This window comes from Sphingomonas sp. PP-F2F-A104-K0414 (assembly GCF_004340945.1).
GTDB lineage: Bacteria > Pseudomonadota > Alphaproteobacteria > Sphingomonadales > Sphingomonadaceae > Sphingomonas.
In genome coordinates this window covers 418,241-434,634 of sequence record NZ_SLYD01000001.1, presented here as the reverse complement: position 1 = coordinate 434,634, position 16,394 = coordinate 418,241, and the positions used below count along the sequence as shown (strand labels likewise).

Annotated in this window: 8 protein-coding genes and 3 pseudogenes; 3 read left to right on the top strand and 8 right to left on the bottom strand. The window is 64.8% G+C overall.

The window, feature by feature from the left end:
- Positions 1 to 8 precede the first annotated feature (8 nt).
- The 3 genes and pseudogenes from C8J46_RS01790 to C8J46_RS01780 all read left to right on the top strand — a co-directional run.
- Positions 9 to 1,562, top strand: a pseudogene (locus C8J46_RS01790) (hydantoinase B/oxoprolinase family protein); the annotation flags it as partial.
- Positions 1,563 to 2,203: 641 nt separating this feature from the next.
- Complete coding sequence (locus C8J46_RS01785) at positions 2,204 to 3,844, top strand: DUF5597 domain-containing protein (RefSeq protein WP_132734489.1); 1,641 nt, start codon at positions 2,204 to 2,206, stop codon at positions 3,842 to 3,844.
- 121 nt (positions 3,845 to 3,965) lie between these two features.
- A complete protein-coding gene (locus C8J46_RS01780; RefSeq protein ID WP_132734487.1) occupies positions 3,966 to 6,962 on the top strand; it encodes a TonB-dependent receptor in 2,997 nt (998 codons plus the stop codon).
- A gap of 412 nt (positions 6,963 to 7,374) precedes the next feature.
- Here C8J46_RS01780 and C8J46_RS01775 read toward each other — a convergent pair whose 3' ends face one another.
- The 8 genes and pseudogenes from C8J46_RS01775 to nirB form a co-directional block, all read right to left on the bottom strand.
- Entirely contained in the window at positions 7,375 to 7,653 is a 279-nt protein-coding gene (locus C8J46_RS01775) for a hypothetical protein (protein ID WP_132734485.1), read from the bottom strand.
- Between the two features lie 163 nt (positions 7,654 to 7,816).
- Positions 7,817 to 8,662: pseudogene (locus C8J46_RS01770) on the bottom strand (FAD:protein FMN transferase).
- Positions 8,663 to 8,958: 296 nt separating this feature from the next.
- Positions 8,959 to 9,429 (bottom strand): DUF4198 domain-containing protein, encoded by a 471-nt coding sequence (locus C8J46_RS01765; RefSeq protein WP_347812366.1) that lies wholly within the window; start codon positions 9,427 to 9,429, stop codon positions 8,959 to 8,961.
- Positions 9,430 to 9,442: 13 nt separating this feature from the next.
- Positions 9,443 to 9,907 (bottom strand): annotated as a pseudogene (locus C8J46_RS01760) (DUF2271 domain-containing protein); the annotation flags it as partial.
- Positions 9,908 to 9,993: 86 nt separating this feature from the next.
- Positions 9,994 to 10,785 carry a uroporphyrinogen-III C-methyltransferase gene (gene cobA, locus C8J46_RS01755; protein ID WP_132734483.1) on the bottom strand — a complete coding sequence of 264 codons (792 nt, stop codon included), beginning with the start codon at positions 10,783 to 10,785 and terminating at the stop codon, positions 9,994 to 9,996.
- Complete coding sequence (locus tag C8J46_RS01750) at positions 10,775 to 13,519, bottom strand: nitrate reductase (RefSeq protein ID WP_132734481.1); 2,745 nt, start codon at positions 13,517 to 13,519, stop codon at positions 10,775 to 10,777. The genes cobA and C8J46_RS01750 overlap by 11 nt, the downstream gene beginning before the upstream one ends.
- Positions 13,516 to 13,854 carry a nitrite reductase small subunit NirD gene (nirD, locus tag C8J46_RS01745; protein WP_175518279.1) on the bottom strand — a complete coding sequence of 113 codons (339 nt, stop codon included), beginning with the start codon at positions 13,852 to 13,854 and terminating at the stop codon, positions 13,516 to 13,518. Before nirD ends, C8J46_RS01750 begins: the two co-directional genes overlap by 4 nt.
- Positions 13,851 to 16,355: a nitrite reductase large subunit NirB gene (gene nirB / locus C8J46_RS01740; protein ID WP_132734479.1), complete on the bottom strand. Its 2,505-nt coding sequence runs from the start codon at positions 16,353 to 16,355 to the stop codon at positions 13,851 to 13,853. The genes nirD and nirB overlap by 4 nt, the downstream gene beginning before the upstream one ends.
- Positions 16,356 to 16,394 lie beyond the last annotated feature (39 nt).

Below are 16,394 nucleotides of genomic sequence, written 5' to 3'. Positions count from 1 at the left end.
GGACCATCATGCCCGCACGCATCATCCAGGCCAACGCCACACCGTTCGAGACGGTGCCGATCGATCCCGTCACGCTGGAGGTGATCGAAAACGCGCTCCGCAACGCCCGCATCGAGATGGACGCGACGCTCGTCCGCACTGCGATGTCGCCCGGCATCCGCGAACAGGGCGACGCCTTCCCGCTGATCGCCGACAGCAAGGGCCGCAGGATCGTCGGCCAGTTCGGCTCGTATATCGGCCCGTTCCTAGAAAGCTATGACGGCACCGTCGAGGACGGCGACCTGATCTTCCTCAACGATCCCTATTCGGTGCAGGGCGCGATCAGCCACCTCAACGACTGGCTCGTCCTGATGCCGGTGCTCAAGGACGGCCGCGTCGTCGCCTACACCTCGATGTTCGGGCATATGAGCGACATCGGCGGCAAGGTGCCCGGATCGATGCCGATCGACGCGACCAGCATCTTCCAGGAGGGGATTCGCATCCCGCCGGTGAAGCTGTGGAAGCAGGGTGTCTACAACGAGGACCTGCTCAACCTGGTGATGCATCAGACGCGTACGCCCGACTGGTGCCGCGCCGATCTGAACGCGCTGATCGCCTCGTGCCGCGTCGCCTCGCGCCGGATCATCGAGATGTGCGAGCGGTTCGGCGACGACGTCTACGCGTCCGCCACCGACCTGCTGCTGGAGCGCAACTACCGCGCGATGAAGCAGCTCGTCGAGACCGCGATCGGCGAGGAGAAGGTCAGCTTCGAGGATTACATCTGCGACGACGGGCTCGACTACGGCCCATACAAGATCGAGTGCACGATGTGGCGCGAGGACGGCCGCGTCATCCTCGATTTCGACGGCACCGATCCGCAGAGCCAGGTGTCGATCAATTTCCTGCTCAACGAAAACATGATGAAGATGTTTTTCGGCAGCTACATGATCATGGTCTTCGATCCGCAGATCCTGTTCAACGACGGCTATTAGGATCTCATCGACGTGCGGATACCGGAAGGGTCGCTGCTCAAGCCGCGCTTTCCGGCGGCGCTGTCGGGGCGGACGCATGCGCTCGGCCGGTTGTTCGACATTCTCGGCGGGCTGCTCGGGCAGAAGACGCCGGAGTTTCTCAACGCCGCCGGCTTCTCGTCGTCGCCGCATCTGTTCTATTCGGGGCTCGACGAGAGCGGAAAATGGTTCCAGCTGTTCCAGATCGGCTTCGGCGGGATCCCCGCACGGTCGATGGGCGACGGGCCCGATGGGCACTCGCTGTGGCCCGGCTTTACCAACGTGCCGAACGAGTTCCTCGAACGCTATTTCCCGCTGCGGATCGAGACGTACGAGACGGTCGCGGACAGCGGCGGGGCAGGGCTGCACCGCGGCGGCAACGGCATCAACATGGTGGACCGCTTCCTCCAGCCCGGCGTGATCGCGATCCGCGACGATCGCTGGTTCGTGCCGCCCTGGGGCGTCAACGGCGGCGAACCAGGGACGCGGGCCCGGAAGGTGCTGGTCAAGAACGACGGGACCGAGATCGTGCTCGGCAACAAGCTGGAGGATTATCCGGTCGAGGCTGGCGAGCCCGCACGACGTAGTGTGCAAAGCCGATAGTCTCGTTTGGTCCTAATTCAATTAAAGCGGTCGATGCCGCAGTGGAAATCGACCGCCTAACGATCCGTAGCGACCCCCGCTGGATGTGTTATGTCCGACAATCTGCAGGCTGTGGTGGCATTGAAAATTTGAAAGTCGGATCGGCCGTCCGGGCTCCGCAGCCGACCGCTACGCTGCCAATACGCTTCTGTCGTGGCGCCCGCGGGGTTATTGACCCGTTAGTTCACAGGACCGAATGGCACGCCGCAACGTTCGAGATCGCCACGGCCTCACGCCCATACTGGTACGCCTTCGGTTGACAATTGCTCGGTTTGTCAGACATGTTATCGCTATCAAGGTGACAGCATCGGTAACAATGCGGCTTTCGGTGAGAGGAGAGGTCGATAGCCTTGGTCGCAAATGGCAAGCTCGAGATACGATGCCAAGGCGCAATGTCCCGAGCGGGCGATGCCAGACTCGACTGTTCAATGCTCATAACATTCCAAGATGCGACAACGCCCTTGAATTGCAGGTATCTGCATCGGCGTTGGTAGATCCGACGGCCAGTACCCAATTTGGATCTTACCTCATTCCTTAATTGAATAAATTCCTGTCTTATTTGGAGTCAAATAATGAAATCTCGATCGGCTCTGCTCATGCTGGCGGCCCTTGCAACTACAGCGGCAACGCCGGCGTTTGCCGATGCACCCTCCCTACGCAAACAGGGTAGCGCGACGCAGTTGATCGTCGGCGGCAAGCCAATGTTGATCATCGGCGGCGAACTGAGTAATTCGGCAGCGTCCAGCGCCGCCTACATGGCGCCGCACTGGAAGAAGCTGCGTGCGATGCATCTCAACACAGTGCTCGCGCCCGTGGCGTGGGAACTCATTGAGCCGCGGGAGGGGCGGTTTGACTGGAGTTCGGTCGATGCGATGGTACGTGATGCGCGTGCGGCCGACCTGAAACTGGTGATCCTTTGGTTTGGCGCGTGGAAGAATTCGATGTCGACCTACGTACCGTCGTGGGTGAAGCGCGACCAGGCGCGGTTCCCGCGGGCACAGGGACCCAACGGGCAGGGCGTCGATATTCTCTCGGCGTTTGCACCTGAGACGCTAAAGGCCGATCAGCGCGCCTACGCCGCGCTGATGACGCATTTGAAAGCGATCGACGGTACGCAGAATACCGTCGTTATGATGCAGGTCGAGAACGAGATCGGCATGCTGCCGGTCGCGCGCGATTACGGGCCGCTGGCGGAAGCGGCATATCGACAGCCGGTACCGGCCGACCTCGTCCAGTATCTGACACAGCACAAGGCAAGCCTTGTCCCCGAGATGCAGGCGATGTGGGTTGAGCGGGGCGCCAAGACGCAAGGGTCTTGGGAGGATTTGTTCGGCGAGGGTGACGCAGCCGCGGAGGTATTTACCGCGTGGTATTATGCACGGTTCGCCGATCAGCTGACCATGGCAGGCAAGGCGGCGTACCCGATGCCGATGTATGTCAACGTTGCATTGAATCGCCCCGGTCGCGCGCCGGGCGAATATCCGAGCGGCGGCCCATTGCCGCATTTGATAGATGTCTGGAAGGCGGGCGCACCTGCGATCGATTTTCTGGCGCCGGACATCTATTTCCCGAACTATGTCGACTTGGTGGGGCGCTATAAGCGTCCCGATAATCCGCTCTTCATTCCGGAGGCGAACAACGCAGACAATGCCGCGGTCCCCGCGAATGCCTTTTATGCATATGGCGAGCATGATGCGATCGGTTTTGGACCTTTCTCGATCGACTCGGTCGATGATGCGCCGGGCGATCTGGCCAAGGCCTATGACGTGATCGATCAACTTGCACCGGAGATCCTTGCGGCGCAGGGATCAAACCGTATGGCCGGCTTCAAACCGCGCGTGTTGTACGACGAGACCGTCGTCTACGAGCCTCAGGTTCGAGACATCGGCGGCTATCGCTTCACGGTTGCCTACGCCGACATTCAACGGCCCGTCGCAAAGCCTGATACCGCGAGCTATGGCGGGTTGATCATTCAAACCGGCGCTCAGGAATTCTTGGTCGCAGGCCAGGGTATCACGGTTACGTTCAAGCCTATCGGCGATGGACCGGCGCTCGTCGGCATCGATAGTGCCTTCGAAGGACGGTTCGACGCTGCAGGTCGCTGGGTTCCGGGGCGGCTGCTCAACGGCGATCAAACGCACCAGGGGCGCCATATCAGCTTGCCGGCTGGAGACTGGCAAATTCAGCGTATAAAACTCTACCGATACCGTTAGGTCGTCCAGTTGACAGAGCTGGTCAGGCCAATTATCACCGATACCGTGATAGCGCTATCAGGCGCAGATGGTTGACTTACCCCGACGACGAAGCGGGGAAGTTATGAGGAGAGGACCGAGAATGAATTTCATCGTACGCCGTCATCATGTTCGCGTGGCATTGCTTGCCGCGGTTGCGGTCACCGTCGTGGGCGGTGTTGCACCCGCCGCTGCGCAGGTCGCTTCGTCCAGCACGACAGCGCCGGTCGCGCCGGGTCAGCAGGGGATCACCGGTACAACCACCCAGGCCGAACCCGCTCCTGCGGATGCAACCGGGCAGAGCACGACCGCCGCTGACAATGGGCTCGGCGCGACCGACGAGATCGTCGTTACCGGGATTCGTGGCAGCCTTCAAAGCGCAACCAACGCCAAGCGTAATGCCGTCGCGTTTGGCGATTCGATCTTCGCCGAAGACATCGGCAAGCTGCCCGCTACCAATCTTGCCGAAACGCTGAACCGCATTCCGGGCGTCCGCTTGAACCGCGACATCACGGGTGAAGGCGTACAGGTCGCAATCCGAGGTCTCGGCCCGAGCTTCTCGAAGGTCCTGCTCAACAACACCCAGATCGCAATCGCATCTGACGGCGGCACGAACGGGACTGGTGGCGGCAACCGCGAGGTCGATCTCGACTTTTTCCCGTCCGAACTCTTCACGCGCCTCGATGTTCTGAAATCGCCGGTCGCATCGACTCTGGAGGGCGGGATCGCCGGTACGGTCAACTTGCGCAACGCGCGGCCGTTCGACAATCCCGGCACGCACCTGACGGTCGTCGGGCAAGGCCAATATAACGACACAAACAATCGCTTCGGCCCGCGTGGCGCGATCGTCGCCAGCAAGACCTGGGACAAGTTCGGCATCCTGATCGGCTTGCAGGGCGTGGACCAGAAGACCCGTGTCGATGGCTTCGAGACGGTCGGCTACACAGACGGCAACGTCCCGACCGGGCGGGCGGGTGTGGGTGACGTCGGCGGCAATGGCTTTGCCTATGCGCCGGTCGTGCCGCGCAACACTGGCTTTGGCCTGACGCCGGGTGCGCCGGTCAATCTCGCGGCGACCTCGGGGCTGACCGATACGCAGATCCGCAGCGCGCTGATCCCGCGTCTCGGCCGCAACAACGTGACGCAGGGGACCCGCTCGCGCTATTCGGCCTTGCTCGCACTTGAGTTCCGCCCCACCGACACGCTCAGCTTCGCGCTCGACGGCATCTACGCCAAGTCGAAGCGCGATTACGTCAAGTCGAACATGAACTGGTACGTTCGCAATTCGGGCCCCGGTACCGATCCGACCTCGACCGGCGGCATGGTGCCGATCGGCTTGACGGTGGACGCGAACAACGTCGTCACCAGCGGCACGTTTGCGAACTCGGTGTTCTTCCTTGAGGAGAGCATTTTCCGCCAGACCACCGAATTCTACAATGTGAACCCAAGCCTCACCTGGGCACCGAGCGACACGTTCAAGGTCGAGGCACAGGTCAATTACGGTAAGAGCACTTTCTACCGCGAACAGCCGAGCTTCCTGATCCAGACCCCGCGCGAGACCGGGATCAACGCGTTTTACGACAATACCGACAGCAACAATCCGCAGCCGGTCATCACCTCGAACGTCGATCTGGGCGATCCGAACCTCGGCTGGAAATGGTATCGCCAGAACGTCCAGAGCGTGCGCCGCAAGACCGAGACCAAGGGCGCGCATGTCGACTTCACCCTTGGCGACGCGACCATGAACTTGAAGTTCGGTGGCGCCTATGACAGCGCGCTGCGCAACGTCCGCGCGTACGACAACTCGACTGCCTACCAGACGTCGGTCTGCGGTGCGACGTGCGACGGCACCACCGGCAGCGTCACGAACGCGCAGTTGTCGCAGTATCTTGAGCGCCTGAACGTCACGGATATCGGCAAGCTATCGAAGGGCAATGTTGGGTATACCAGCATCATCTCGACGAAGCTGAAAGAGCTGCAAGCGGCGACCAACTACCAGTCTTTCCTCGACAACGCGCCCGAAGCCCGCGGTTCGGTAACCGGCGGGACGACCGGCGATATCCTCGAAAAGACGTTTGGCTTCTACATGGAGGGCAATGGCGTTACGGAAATCTTCGGTCGTGAACTGCGCGCCAACGCGGGCGTTCGCTACGTGCATACCGACCAACGCGTTGCTGGCCCGGTTCAAGTGGCGGCGGGACTCGTCGACGTGGTTCAGGACTCGTCTTACGAGAAGGTCTTGCCATCGCTCAATCTGACCTATGATGTGATGAGTCGCCTCAAGCTGCGTTTTGCGACCTCGATCAGCATGACCCGCGCCGATGCAGGATCGCTGCTGCCGGGCCTGACTTTCTCTGATCAGGGCGCTCAGGTTGCGACCGCAGGCAATCCGAACCTAAAGCCCTACACGTCCGAGAACATCGATCTCGGCGGCGAATATTATACCGGCGGCATCGGCTATGTCGGTGTATCGTATTTCCGCAAGAACATCGACGGGTTTACCGCCAACATCCAGTCGACGGTGCCGTTCTCGGCGCTGAACCTTGCTTTCAGCACGCTGACCACGACGCAGCAGCAGGCGATCAACGGTCGCGGTGGTCCCGACGTCGCGCAGATCGTCGTGACGCAGCCGGTCAATCTGAACCAGCTCAAGATCCAGGGCGTTGAGGCGACTTGGGTCCAGCCGCTCGATTTCCTAGTCCGCGGGCTCGGTTTCTCGGCGAACGGTACGCGGATCACCCAGAAGTCGGACACCGGGCTCGTCGCATCGGGCATCGCGCCATGGAGCTACAACCTCCAGGGCTTCTACGAAGGCCACGGCGTATCGCTCAGCCTGAACTATGTCTGGAACGACGAATCGATCGCCGCGAATGGCCCGCAGAACAACATTCCCGTGCCGCTTCGCGCCGATGCGCGCGGTCAGTTCGACATGTCGGTCGGATATCAGCTGCCGTTCTTCGACAACCGGTTGCGTCTTACTCTCGACGTTCTGAACATTACGAACGAGCCGCTGCGCACGACGTTTGGCTACGACAACGCCGCGTACAGCGTCTATTATCCAGGTCGCCAGTTCCTGGGTGGCATTCGCGCCAAGTTCTAAGCGTCAGCCGTTCGCTAAACTTATGAGGCCAGCCGAGGACGGCTGGCCTTTGGGCGCGATCGACGATCCTGCGCTATCCGACGAAGTCTTGGCGCAGACCCGCGCCTGGATCAATGAGCGCAGCGGAGAATCTATGTGATGACAGGAGCCCGTGCCGGCGACTTAGAAGGCCGACCGACGAGGGGTCGCGGGACTCTCCACGCCAGCAGTCACCGCTATGGCGGAAGTCGGCAGCGCAAGAGCACCCGCGGAGAGCCATAACCGGTCCATGTTCAATACGGGTCGTCGCTCGGGCTAACGTGCAGGCTCTCATTACGTTTCGGTTTCCTGCCTGAGCGAATTGGCAGCCTTGGCCTCGGCCTTCTCCAATCTTCGATGCTGTCGCCCGCGACGATATGATCGGCCAGCAGCATCAACTGATGACCCGTAGTCGACCCGTCCGACGCGTCTTCTCGAGGCGGAGGCGCCATCCCTTGGGCGGTTGCGAGGCACATTCAACGCAGCCCGCGGACCAGTAATCTTTCATTTTCGCCCAATACGCATCCGCCGCCGCCACCGCAGAGTCGGTCGTTGGGACGAAGGTGTTGATCGCATATTGGTGGACATAGGTAGCGGGCCTGCCGCCCTTCTCGCTGATCTTGGCGTTACCCTGCTCATGGAGCCCGCCGGCGGGGTTCACTCCGTTCTGCATTTTTATCCTTGGTCCGGCGAGAGCGGTTTGGAGCGGACCCGATTTTGTTGGGGCTGTCCCCGTAGAACATCTTGCGCTCCTTGTTCTCCCGTGGAGGCGGGAGTCCAGTCTAGGTCCCGCCTCCACGGGGAAATACGGCCGTCAGGCACGGCGCCCGTGGCTGTCAGGCATCGATCATCTCCGCGAGCGCTGGAGTGACGTACTCCTGCGGTTGGCCGTCGATCATCGCGACGAGCCGGGCGGCAATGCCGTGGTCGTCCGCGAGGCCCAGGCCGTCCGGGCCGAGGACGGTGAGCGCGGTCGCCCAAGCGTCGGCGTCCAGCGCGGTCTGGTGGATCACGCTGACGGATACGACACCCGTCTTGATCGGCCGACCGGTGCGTGGATCGAGCGGGTGGGCGCCGCGACGATAGTCGCCGGACGTCGCGACAGCTTGGCCGTGCAGCGCGATCCTGAGCGGCGGAAGCGTCAGGCCCTGTGGGCTTTCGAGGTCGACCCACCAGGGATCGCCGTCGGGCCGGATACCGCGCCCGACGAGTTCGCCACCGATCTCGACCAGTGCATGCAGGATGCTGGCGTCGCGCAACAGATCGGCGATGACATCGACCGCATGGCCCTTGGCGATCCCCGACAGGTCGAGCGCGGTGCCCCCGGGTTAGCGAAGATGCGCGCCGCCGGGAGCGAACGCCAGCTGCGACCAGCCGGATGTTGCGCGGGCCGTCTCGATTTCGGCTGTGCTTGGTGGGCAAGCGATGGGGACGGGGCCGAAACCCCAGGCATCGGCGATCGCCAAGCCGCGCGTCATGACATGCGCGAAGTCGGGTGGCAGCGTCGTCCAGGTGTCAGGCGCCGACCGGTTGAAGCGACACAGCAGCGAGTCCTTTGCCCAGTGGCTCATCTCCGCAACAAGCCTTGCCAGTCGCGCGACGATCGCGGAGCGGATCAGCGACGGATCGGCCCCCGCGGCCCCCGCGGGCGCCGCGAAGCGCACGCTCCACGACGTCCCCATCGTCTCGCCGTGCAGATCGAACACCGCCGCCGACGGATGGTGGGCCGCGAACGCCGCGGCGTCGATCGTCGGCGGCAGCGCGACCCTCATGACTTTACCCTCGGTAATCGTTCAGGGCGTCAGCACGTCGAGCGTCGTGACATAGCTCATCCGCCGCTCGGTGGCACGTGGGGTCGTTGCCTTGGCATCGGTCAGCGTGGCGTTGAGCCAGTACATGCCTGCGGTCTGCCATTCGACGCTGAGTACGCCGTCCGCACCGGTGGTAAGTTCGCGCGCCCTCGTCGTTGCGGTAGCGCTTACCGCCGGGGATCACCGTGACCTTCACGTCGGTCGCGTTGGCGGGGGGATGTCGCGGTCGTCAGCGGCGCGGGCGCGTTCGGCTGTAGCGGACCGCAACGACCGCCGATGCGCTTCTCGACGCCATCCACCTTGAAGCTGCCCATGACGGCGGACATCTCCGTGCCGATCTTCCAGGTGCCAGGCTTGTCGAGCTTCACGTCGAATACCGAGCGATAGCGCCCAGTCGCGCCGTTCTGGAGCATGCCCTCGCTGCCATCGGGCTGCCAGACCTTCATGCCGTCGAGCCGGAGTGGCTGGTGATCGAAGAAGAACAGGTCGTTCGAGACGGCGGCGTCGACCGTTACCCAGCCGTCGGTCCCCGAGAACACAGTGGCGGACGGCAGCAGCCACATACGGTGCGCCGACAGCGCGGCGGGGATCGACAACAGCGCGGCAGCGGCCATCAGGCGTGCGACAAAAGGCTTCATGATGTAATCCTTGGCGGGCGGAGATGGCGATAGCGCCGAGTTCGGTCTTGCCCGTGGTGCGAGCGCCGGCAGCAAGCGGTACGGAGACGAGTTCGGGACCGCCGGTTTCCCGCGCCGCCTCGACGTTCAGGACATACCGGCCGGGCTTGACGTCGGCGGGGATGGGGATGGTGTATTGGCCCGGCGCACGCGTCGCGCCGCTGACGCCGTCCGCGGGCATCGTCATGCTGCGGCCACTCTTGCGCCACCATGCGCGCAGGTCCGCGAGCCATTTGGTCCCGGGATCATTGCCGCGCTTCTTGAGATCGTACCACACTGCCAGAGTACGCGGCGCGCCGCCACCGACTGGCTCCAGCCACACGGCGACATAGGGCTTGTGATATTCCGCCACTCTCAGCCGCGGAATCGTGACGCTGACCGTTCCCGGCGGCGCGGCAAAAGCGGGCGGGGCGAACTGCAAGACCCGGAGACGTTCCACGTCGAGCTAGGGCGAGCGAGACAGAGTTGAGGGCGGCCCCATCGGCGAGCACATGTTCGCTGGCCGCCGAGCTTAGGTCTTTGGCCTTATGCCACCCCAACCTCGAAGCCCCGCGTTTGCGCCATCGTGTTTACGGCCGCGATCGACGATACTGCCAATGCATCGCCGATCAGCAGCAGCGAGGGATCGTTGTCGCTGATCGTCTCTACCAGGAACGCCAGCGCCGACAGCCGGCCGCGCAGGATGCGTTCGGTCGGGAGCGAGACGTTGACCGCGACCATCACCGGCGTGTCGGGCGCGCGCCCGGCGGCGATCAGTTCGCGTGACACTTCGCCGGCGGCGGCGCGGCCCATATAGACGGCGAGCGTAGCGTCGGGCGCGGCGAGCGCGGTCCAGTCGAGATCGAGCGCTTCGCCCGCGCGGGCGTGTGCGGTGACGAAGGTGAGCTTCCGCGCGAGGCCGCGCAGCGTCAGCGACGCGCCGCCCGAGGCTGCGGCGGCGCTGGCGGCCGTAATGCCGGGGCAGATACGAACGGGGATGCCGCTGGCGGCGAGGTGATCGACCTCCTCGGTCGAGCGGCCGAAGATCGACGGGTCGCCGCCCTTGAGCCGGACGACACGCTTGCCGTCGAGCGCTGCGCTGGCGAGCAAGGCGTTGATCGAGACCTGGTCCTTCGAATGCCGCCCCGACCGCTTTCCTACACCGACCATCTCGGCCCCGGGCGGGACGAGCGCGAGGACGCCTGGGCCGACTAGTGCGTCGTAGAAGACGATGTCGGCCGCCGCGAGCAGGCGTTCGGCCTTGCGCGTGAGGAGGTCGGGATCGCCCGGGCCGGCACCGACCAGCCAGACCGAACCGGGCGGGAAATCATGCGACATGGGCTGATCCTTCGTTGACGAGGAGTTTTGCAAGGGCGGGGCGGCACGATCCGCAATTGTTGCCGGCTTTCAGTGCCGCCCCGATCGCAGGTACGTCGGCGAGCTGCTGGTCGGCGATCGCGGCGAGGATGGTCTTCAGCCCGACGTCGAAGCACGCGCAGACGATCGGGCCACGATCGACCTGCACACCCGGCGCCCGGCCAGCGAGCAAGGTGGGCGCCGCGACCGCTTTACTCAGTTGCGCGACGAGCCAGTCGCGTGGTGGGAGCCTGCCGTCGCGCGTGACGAACAGCACCGCGGTCAGTTTGCCGTTGTCGAGGATCGCGATCCGGCGTGAGCCTCGCGCGGCATCGATCGCTTCGATCCGCTGGCCCTTGGGCAGCAGCGCGTCGAGTGCAGCAGGGTCGCCGTTGCCGGCCATGTCCCACGCGGTCCCACACGTCACTGCGACACGCGTGGCCCACAGGCAATCGGGGCGGGTCGCCAGTTCGCCGCGCACGACGACGAAACCGCGCCACTCGGTTGTGACCGGCTCGATCCGCACGGGCGTCGACTTGAAGCCCGGCTGACCGGAGATCGGATCGGCAAGCGGGCGCGGGAGCAGTCCGGCGCGGCCACCGGTCGCGGTGCGGTCGGTCCAGTGGATCGGCACGAACAGCTCGCCGACCCGCTGCGTCGCGATGACGCTAGCGCGGAACAGCGTGTCGTCCTGCGGTGTCGTCACGCGCGCCAGCCCGCCATCGACGATCCCGAGACGCGCCGCGTCGTCAGGATGTATCTCGACCAGCGGCTCCTCGCGGTGGCGCGCGAGCTTGGGTGACAGACCGGTGCGGGTCATGGTGTGCCACTGGTCGCGATAGCGCCCGGTGTTGAGCGTCATTGGCCACTGCGCGAGTGGCGTCGCGACCGGCTTCTGCGCCACCGGCACCAGCCGCGCGCGGCCGTCTGGCGTCGAGTACCGGCCATCCGCAAACGGTGTCCCGCCCCAGCGGAACGGGGGCATAGCGTCATACTCGGCGTTGCTCTTGGCCGAGTGACCGGGGAGCAAGAATAGCCGCGTGCCGTCATTCTCATAGGCCGACAACCGGCAATGCTCGCGCCAGATCTCGGCCGGGCGGTCATAGGAAAACGCGGTCTTCCACCCCATCCGCCGCCCGATTTCGGAGACGATCCACCAGTCCGGCTTCGCCTCGCCCGGCGCGGTCATGAACGCGCGCTGCCGGCTGATCGTGCGGTCGGAATTGGTGACGGTACCGTCCTTCTCGCCCCACGCCGCGGCGGGCAGGCGGACATGCGCGTGGACCGAGGTATCGGTGGTTTCGACCACATCGGACACGACGACGAACGGGCAACCGGCAAGCGCCTCACGTACGCGGCCCGCATCGGGCATCGATACCGCGGGGTTTGTCGCCATCACCCACAGCGCCTTGATCCGGCCGTTGCCGAGTTCGCGGAACAGGTCGACCGCCTTTAGCCCCGGCTTGGTCGCAATGTTGGACGCGGCCCAGAACCGGCCGACCCGCGCGACGTTTTCGGGCGCGAAATCCATGTGCGCGGCGAGTGACGACGCGAGTCCGCCGACCTCGCGCCCACCCATCGCATTGGGCTGGCCGGTGATCGAGAAGGGGGCCGCACCCGGCTTGCCGATGCGGCCGGTGGCGAGGTGCAGGTTGATAATCGCGTTGACCTGATCGGTGCCCGACAGCGACTGGTTCACGCCCTGGCTGAACATGGTGATGGTCTTTGGCGTCGCGGCGAACAGTTCGAAGAAGCGCCTGAGATCCTGCGGCGGGACGTCGCAGGTACGCGCGACCGACCAAAGGTCGCTGCCCTCGCCGATCTGGTCCCAGAACGCGTCGGGCGTGGCGACGTGCGCGGCGAGATAGTCGTAATCGACCACGCCCGCGTCACGGCACCACGCGAGCAAGCCGTTCATCAGCGCGACGTCGGTGCCGGGCCGGATCGCGAGGTGCAGGTCGGCCTCGTCCGCGGTTTCGGTCCGGCGCGGGTCGATCACGACGAGCTTGGCGCCCGCATCGCAGCGCGTGCGGATGCGTTGATAGACGATCGGGTGGCACCAGGCGGTGTTCGATCCGACCAGCACGATCAGGTCGGCGGCGTCGAGATCGTCGTAGCTCGCCGGCACGATATCCTCGCCGAAAGCTCGCATGTGCCCGGCGACGGCGCTTGCCATGCAAAGCCGCGAATTGGTGTCGATGTTCGCCGAGCCGATGAAGCCCTTCATCAGCTTGTTGGCGACGTAATAATCCTCGGTGAGCAGTTGCCCGGAGACGTAGAACGCGACGCTGTTGGGCCCGTGCTGCGCGATCGTGTCGCGGAAGCGTTTGGCGACGAGGTGTAGCGCCTTGTCCCAGGAGGCGCGGCGCTGGCCGATCATCGGGGTGAGGAGGCGGCCTTCGAGCCCGATCGTCTCGCCGAGGTGCGTGCCCTTCGAGCAGAGCTTGCCGGTGTTGGCGGGGTGGTCGGGGTCGCCCTTGATCGTGACGGACCGCTCGCCCGTCGGGGTCGCGAGAATGCCGCAGCCGACACCGCAATACGCGCAGGTCGTGCGGATATCCTCCCCGGCACGGGGAGGGGGACCATCCGATGGATGGTGGAGGGGGGCTCCCGCAGGCGTCCCCCTTCGTGGAGTCCCTCCTGCAGGCGTCTTGCTTTGTGGAGGCCCCCCTCCACCGCCTGCGGCGGTCCCCCTCCCCGTGCCGGGGAGGATCATGCGGCGGCTTTCATGGTCGAGGTGCGGCAGAGGAGCACCCGCCCACCGCTGACCTTCACCGGGATCACCGGCGTACAACCTTTGTCCTCGCCCAGCGCCTCGCCCGTATCCAGTGCGATCCGCCAGTTGTGCAGCGGGCACGCCACCGCGCCGCCGTGCACGATGCCCTGCGACAGTCGCCCACCCTTGTGCGGACAGCGATCCGCCAGCGCGAAGACCTTGCCGTCGCCGGTGCGGAAGACCGCGATGTCGTCGCCACCGGTGACCTGCACCGTCCGGCTGCCGCGGACCGGGATCTCGTCGACCCAGCCGATATCGAGCCATTCGCCGATCATGCCATTTCCCTCCCGAGAAAGACGGGCGTGTCCAGAGGTGTGAAGCGCGCCATCGGCGCATGCTGTTCGCGGTGCTCGCCCGCCGCACGGGCCGCCCACGGATCGTCCTGCGTGAACTGCTGCGAGAACAGGAACCGTGCCGCCAGCGCATCGCGGCCCGCCGGATCGTCCGCGATCCGCTCGCGGATATATTCCACGCCGATCCGCTCGATCCACGGCGCGGTGCGCTCCAGATAGCGCGCTTCCTCGCGGTACAACTGGATGAACGCGGCGCAGTAATGCATCGCCTCTTCTTCGGTCGCGACCTTGCACAGGAAGTCGGTCGCGCGGACCTTGATCCCGCCATTGCCGCCGACCGACAGCTCGTAGCCGCTGTCGACGCAGACCACACCGAAATCCTTGATCGTGGCCTCGGCGCAGTTCCGCGGACAGCCGCTGACCGCGATCTTGAACTTGTGCGGCATCCAACTGCCCCAGGTCATCCGCTCGACCTTGACGCCGAGCCCGGTCGAATCCTGCGTTCCGAACCGGCACCAGTCCGACCCGACGCAGGTCTTTACGGTGCGCAGCGACTTGCCGTACGCATGCCCGCTGACCATCCCGGCGGCATTGAGATCGGCCCAGACCGCGGGCAGATCCTCCTTCTTGATCCCGAAGATGTCGAGCCGCTGGCCACCCGTCACCTTGACCATCGGCGCGTCGTATTTCTCGACGACATCGGCGATCGCGCGCAGCTCGCGCGGGTTGGTCAGCCCACCCCACATCCGCGGCACGACCGAATAGGTCCCGTCCTTCTGGATGTTGGCGTGCACGCGTTCGTTGACGAAGCGGCTCTGCTGGTCGTCCTTGTAGTCGCCCGGCAACGCGCACAGCAGGTAGTAATTGAGCGCGGGGCGGCACGACGAACACCCGTCGGGGGTCGACCAGCTCATCTTCTGCATCACTTCGGGAATCGATCGCATGCCCTGCGCGACGATCTCGCGGCGGACGTCGTCGTGGCCGAAGCTGGTGCATTTGCAGACCGTCTTCACCGAACGTTCGCCCGAATATTCGTCGCCGAGCGTGACCGCGAGCAGCGTCTCGACGAGGCCGGTGCACGATCCGCACGATGCCGACGCCTTGCAGGTCGCGCGGACCGCGTCGAGCGTCGTATTGCCGGCGCCGATGCACGCCACGACCTTGCCCTTGGTGACGCCGTTGCAGCCGCAGATCTCCGCATCGTCGGAGAGCGCCGCAACGGCCGCCTTAGGGTCCGCCGCGCCTCCTCCCGAGGCGAACGACTGGCCGAAGATCAACATGTCGCGCACCGCCGAGATGTCCTCGCCGCGCTTGAGCAGATCGAAATACCAGCCGCCATCGGTCGTGTCGCCGTACAGCACCGCGCCGACGATCCGGTCGTCCTTGACCACGACGCGTTTGTAGATGCCGCGCGACGCATCGCGCAGGACGATGTCCTCTGCGCCTGCACCGCCGGAGAAATCGCCCGCCGAGAATACGTCGAGCCCGGCGACCTTCAACTTGGTCGAGGTCACCGATCCGCGATAGCCGCTGTGCTGCTCGACCAATCCGTCGGCGAGAGCGCGGCACATGTCCCACAGCGGCGCGACGAGGCCGTAGACGTTGCCGTCATGCTCGACGCATTCGCCGACCGCGAGGATCGACGGGTCGCTGGTGACCATGTGGTCATCGACCTTGATTCCGCGGCCGATATCGAGCCCGGCGTCACGCGCGAGCGCCACCGAGGGTCGGATGCCGACCGCCATGACGACGAGGCTCGCGGGGATCAGCGTGCCGTCTTTCAGCAGCACGCCCTCGACGCGGGTATCGCCGACGATCTCGGCGGTATTCGCTTCGGTGAGGATGACCTGGCCGCGCGATTCCAGCGCCGACTTGAGCAACCACCCCGCCGCCTCGTCGAGCTGCCGCTCCATCAGCGTCGGCATCAGGTGGATCACCGTGACCTTCATGCCGCGCAACGTGAGGCCGTGTGCGGCTTCCAGCCCGAGCAGCCCGCCGCCGATGACCACCGCTGCGCCGCCCTTGCCCGCAGCCTCCAGCATGTGATCGACGTCCGCCATGTCGCGGAAGGAGATGACGCCGGGGAGGTCCTTGCCGGGGACGGGGATGATGAACGGATCGGAGCCGGTCGCGATCAGAAGCCGGTCGTACGACACCGTCAACCCCGACCGCGCAGTGACGGTCCTGGCGGCGCGGTCGATCGCCTGGACCGGGTCGCTCGTCACCAGCTCTATGGTGTTGGTCGCGTACCAGGCGTGGTCGTTAATGACGATCTGCTCGAACGTCTTCTCGCCCGCCAGCACCGGCGACAGCATGATGCGGTTGTAGTTCACGTGCGGCTCGGCACCGAAGATCGTCACGCGGTACCGGGTCGGATCGCGCGCGATCAGTTCCTCGACTGCGCGACAGCCGGCCATGCCGTTGCCGATCACGACGAGGTGTTCGCGGGTGTCGGGGGAGGGGGTGATAGTCTGGTGTTCCATCAGTTCGTCCAGTCGGGTTGAAGCCGGGAATGGGAAGGC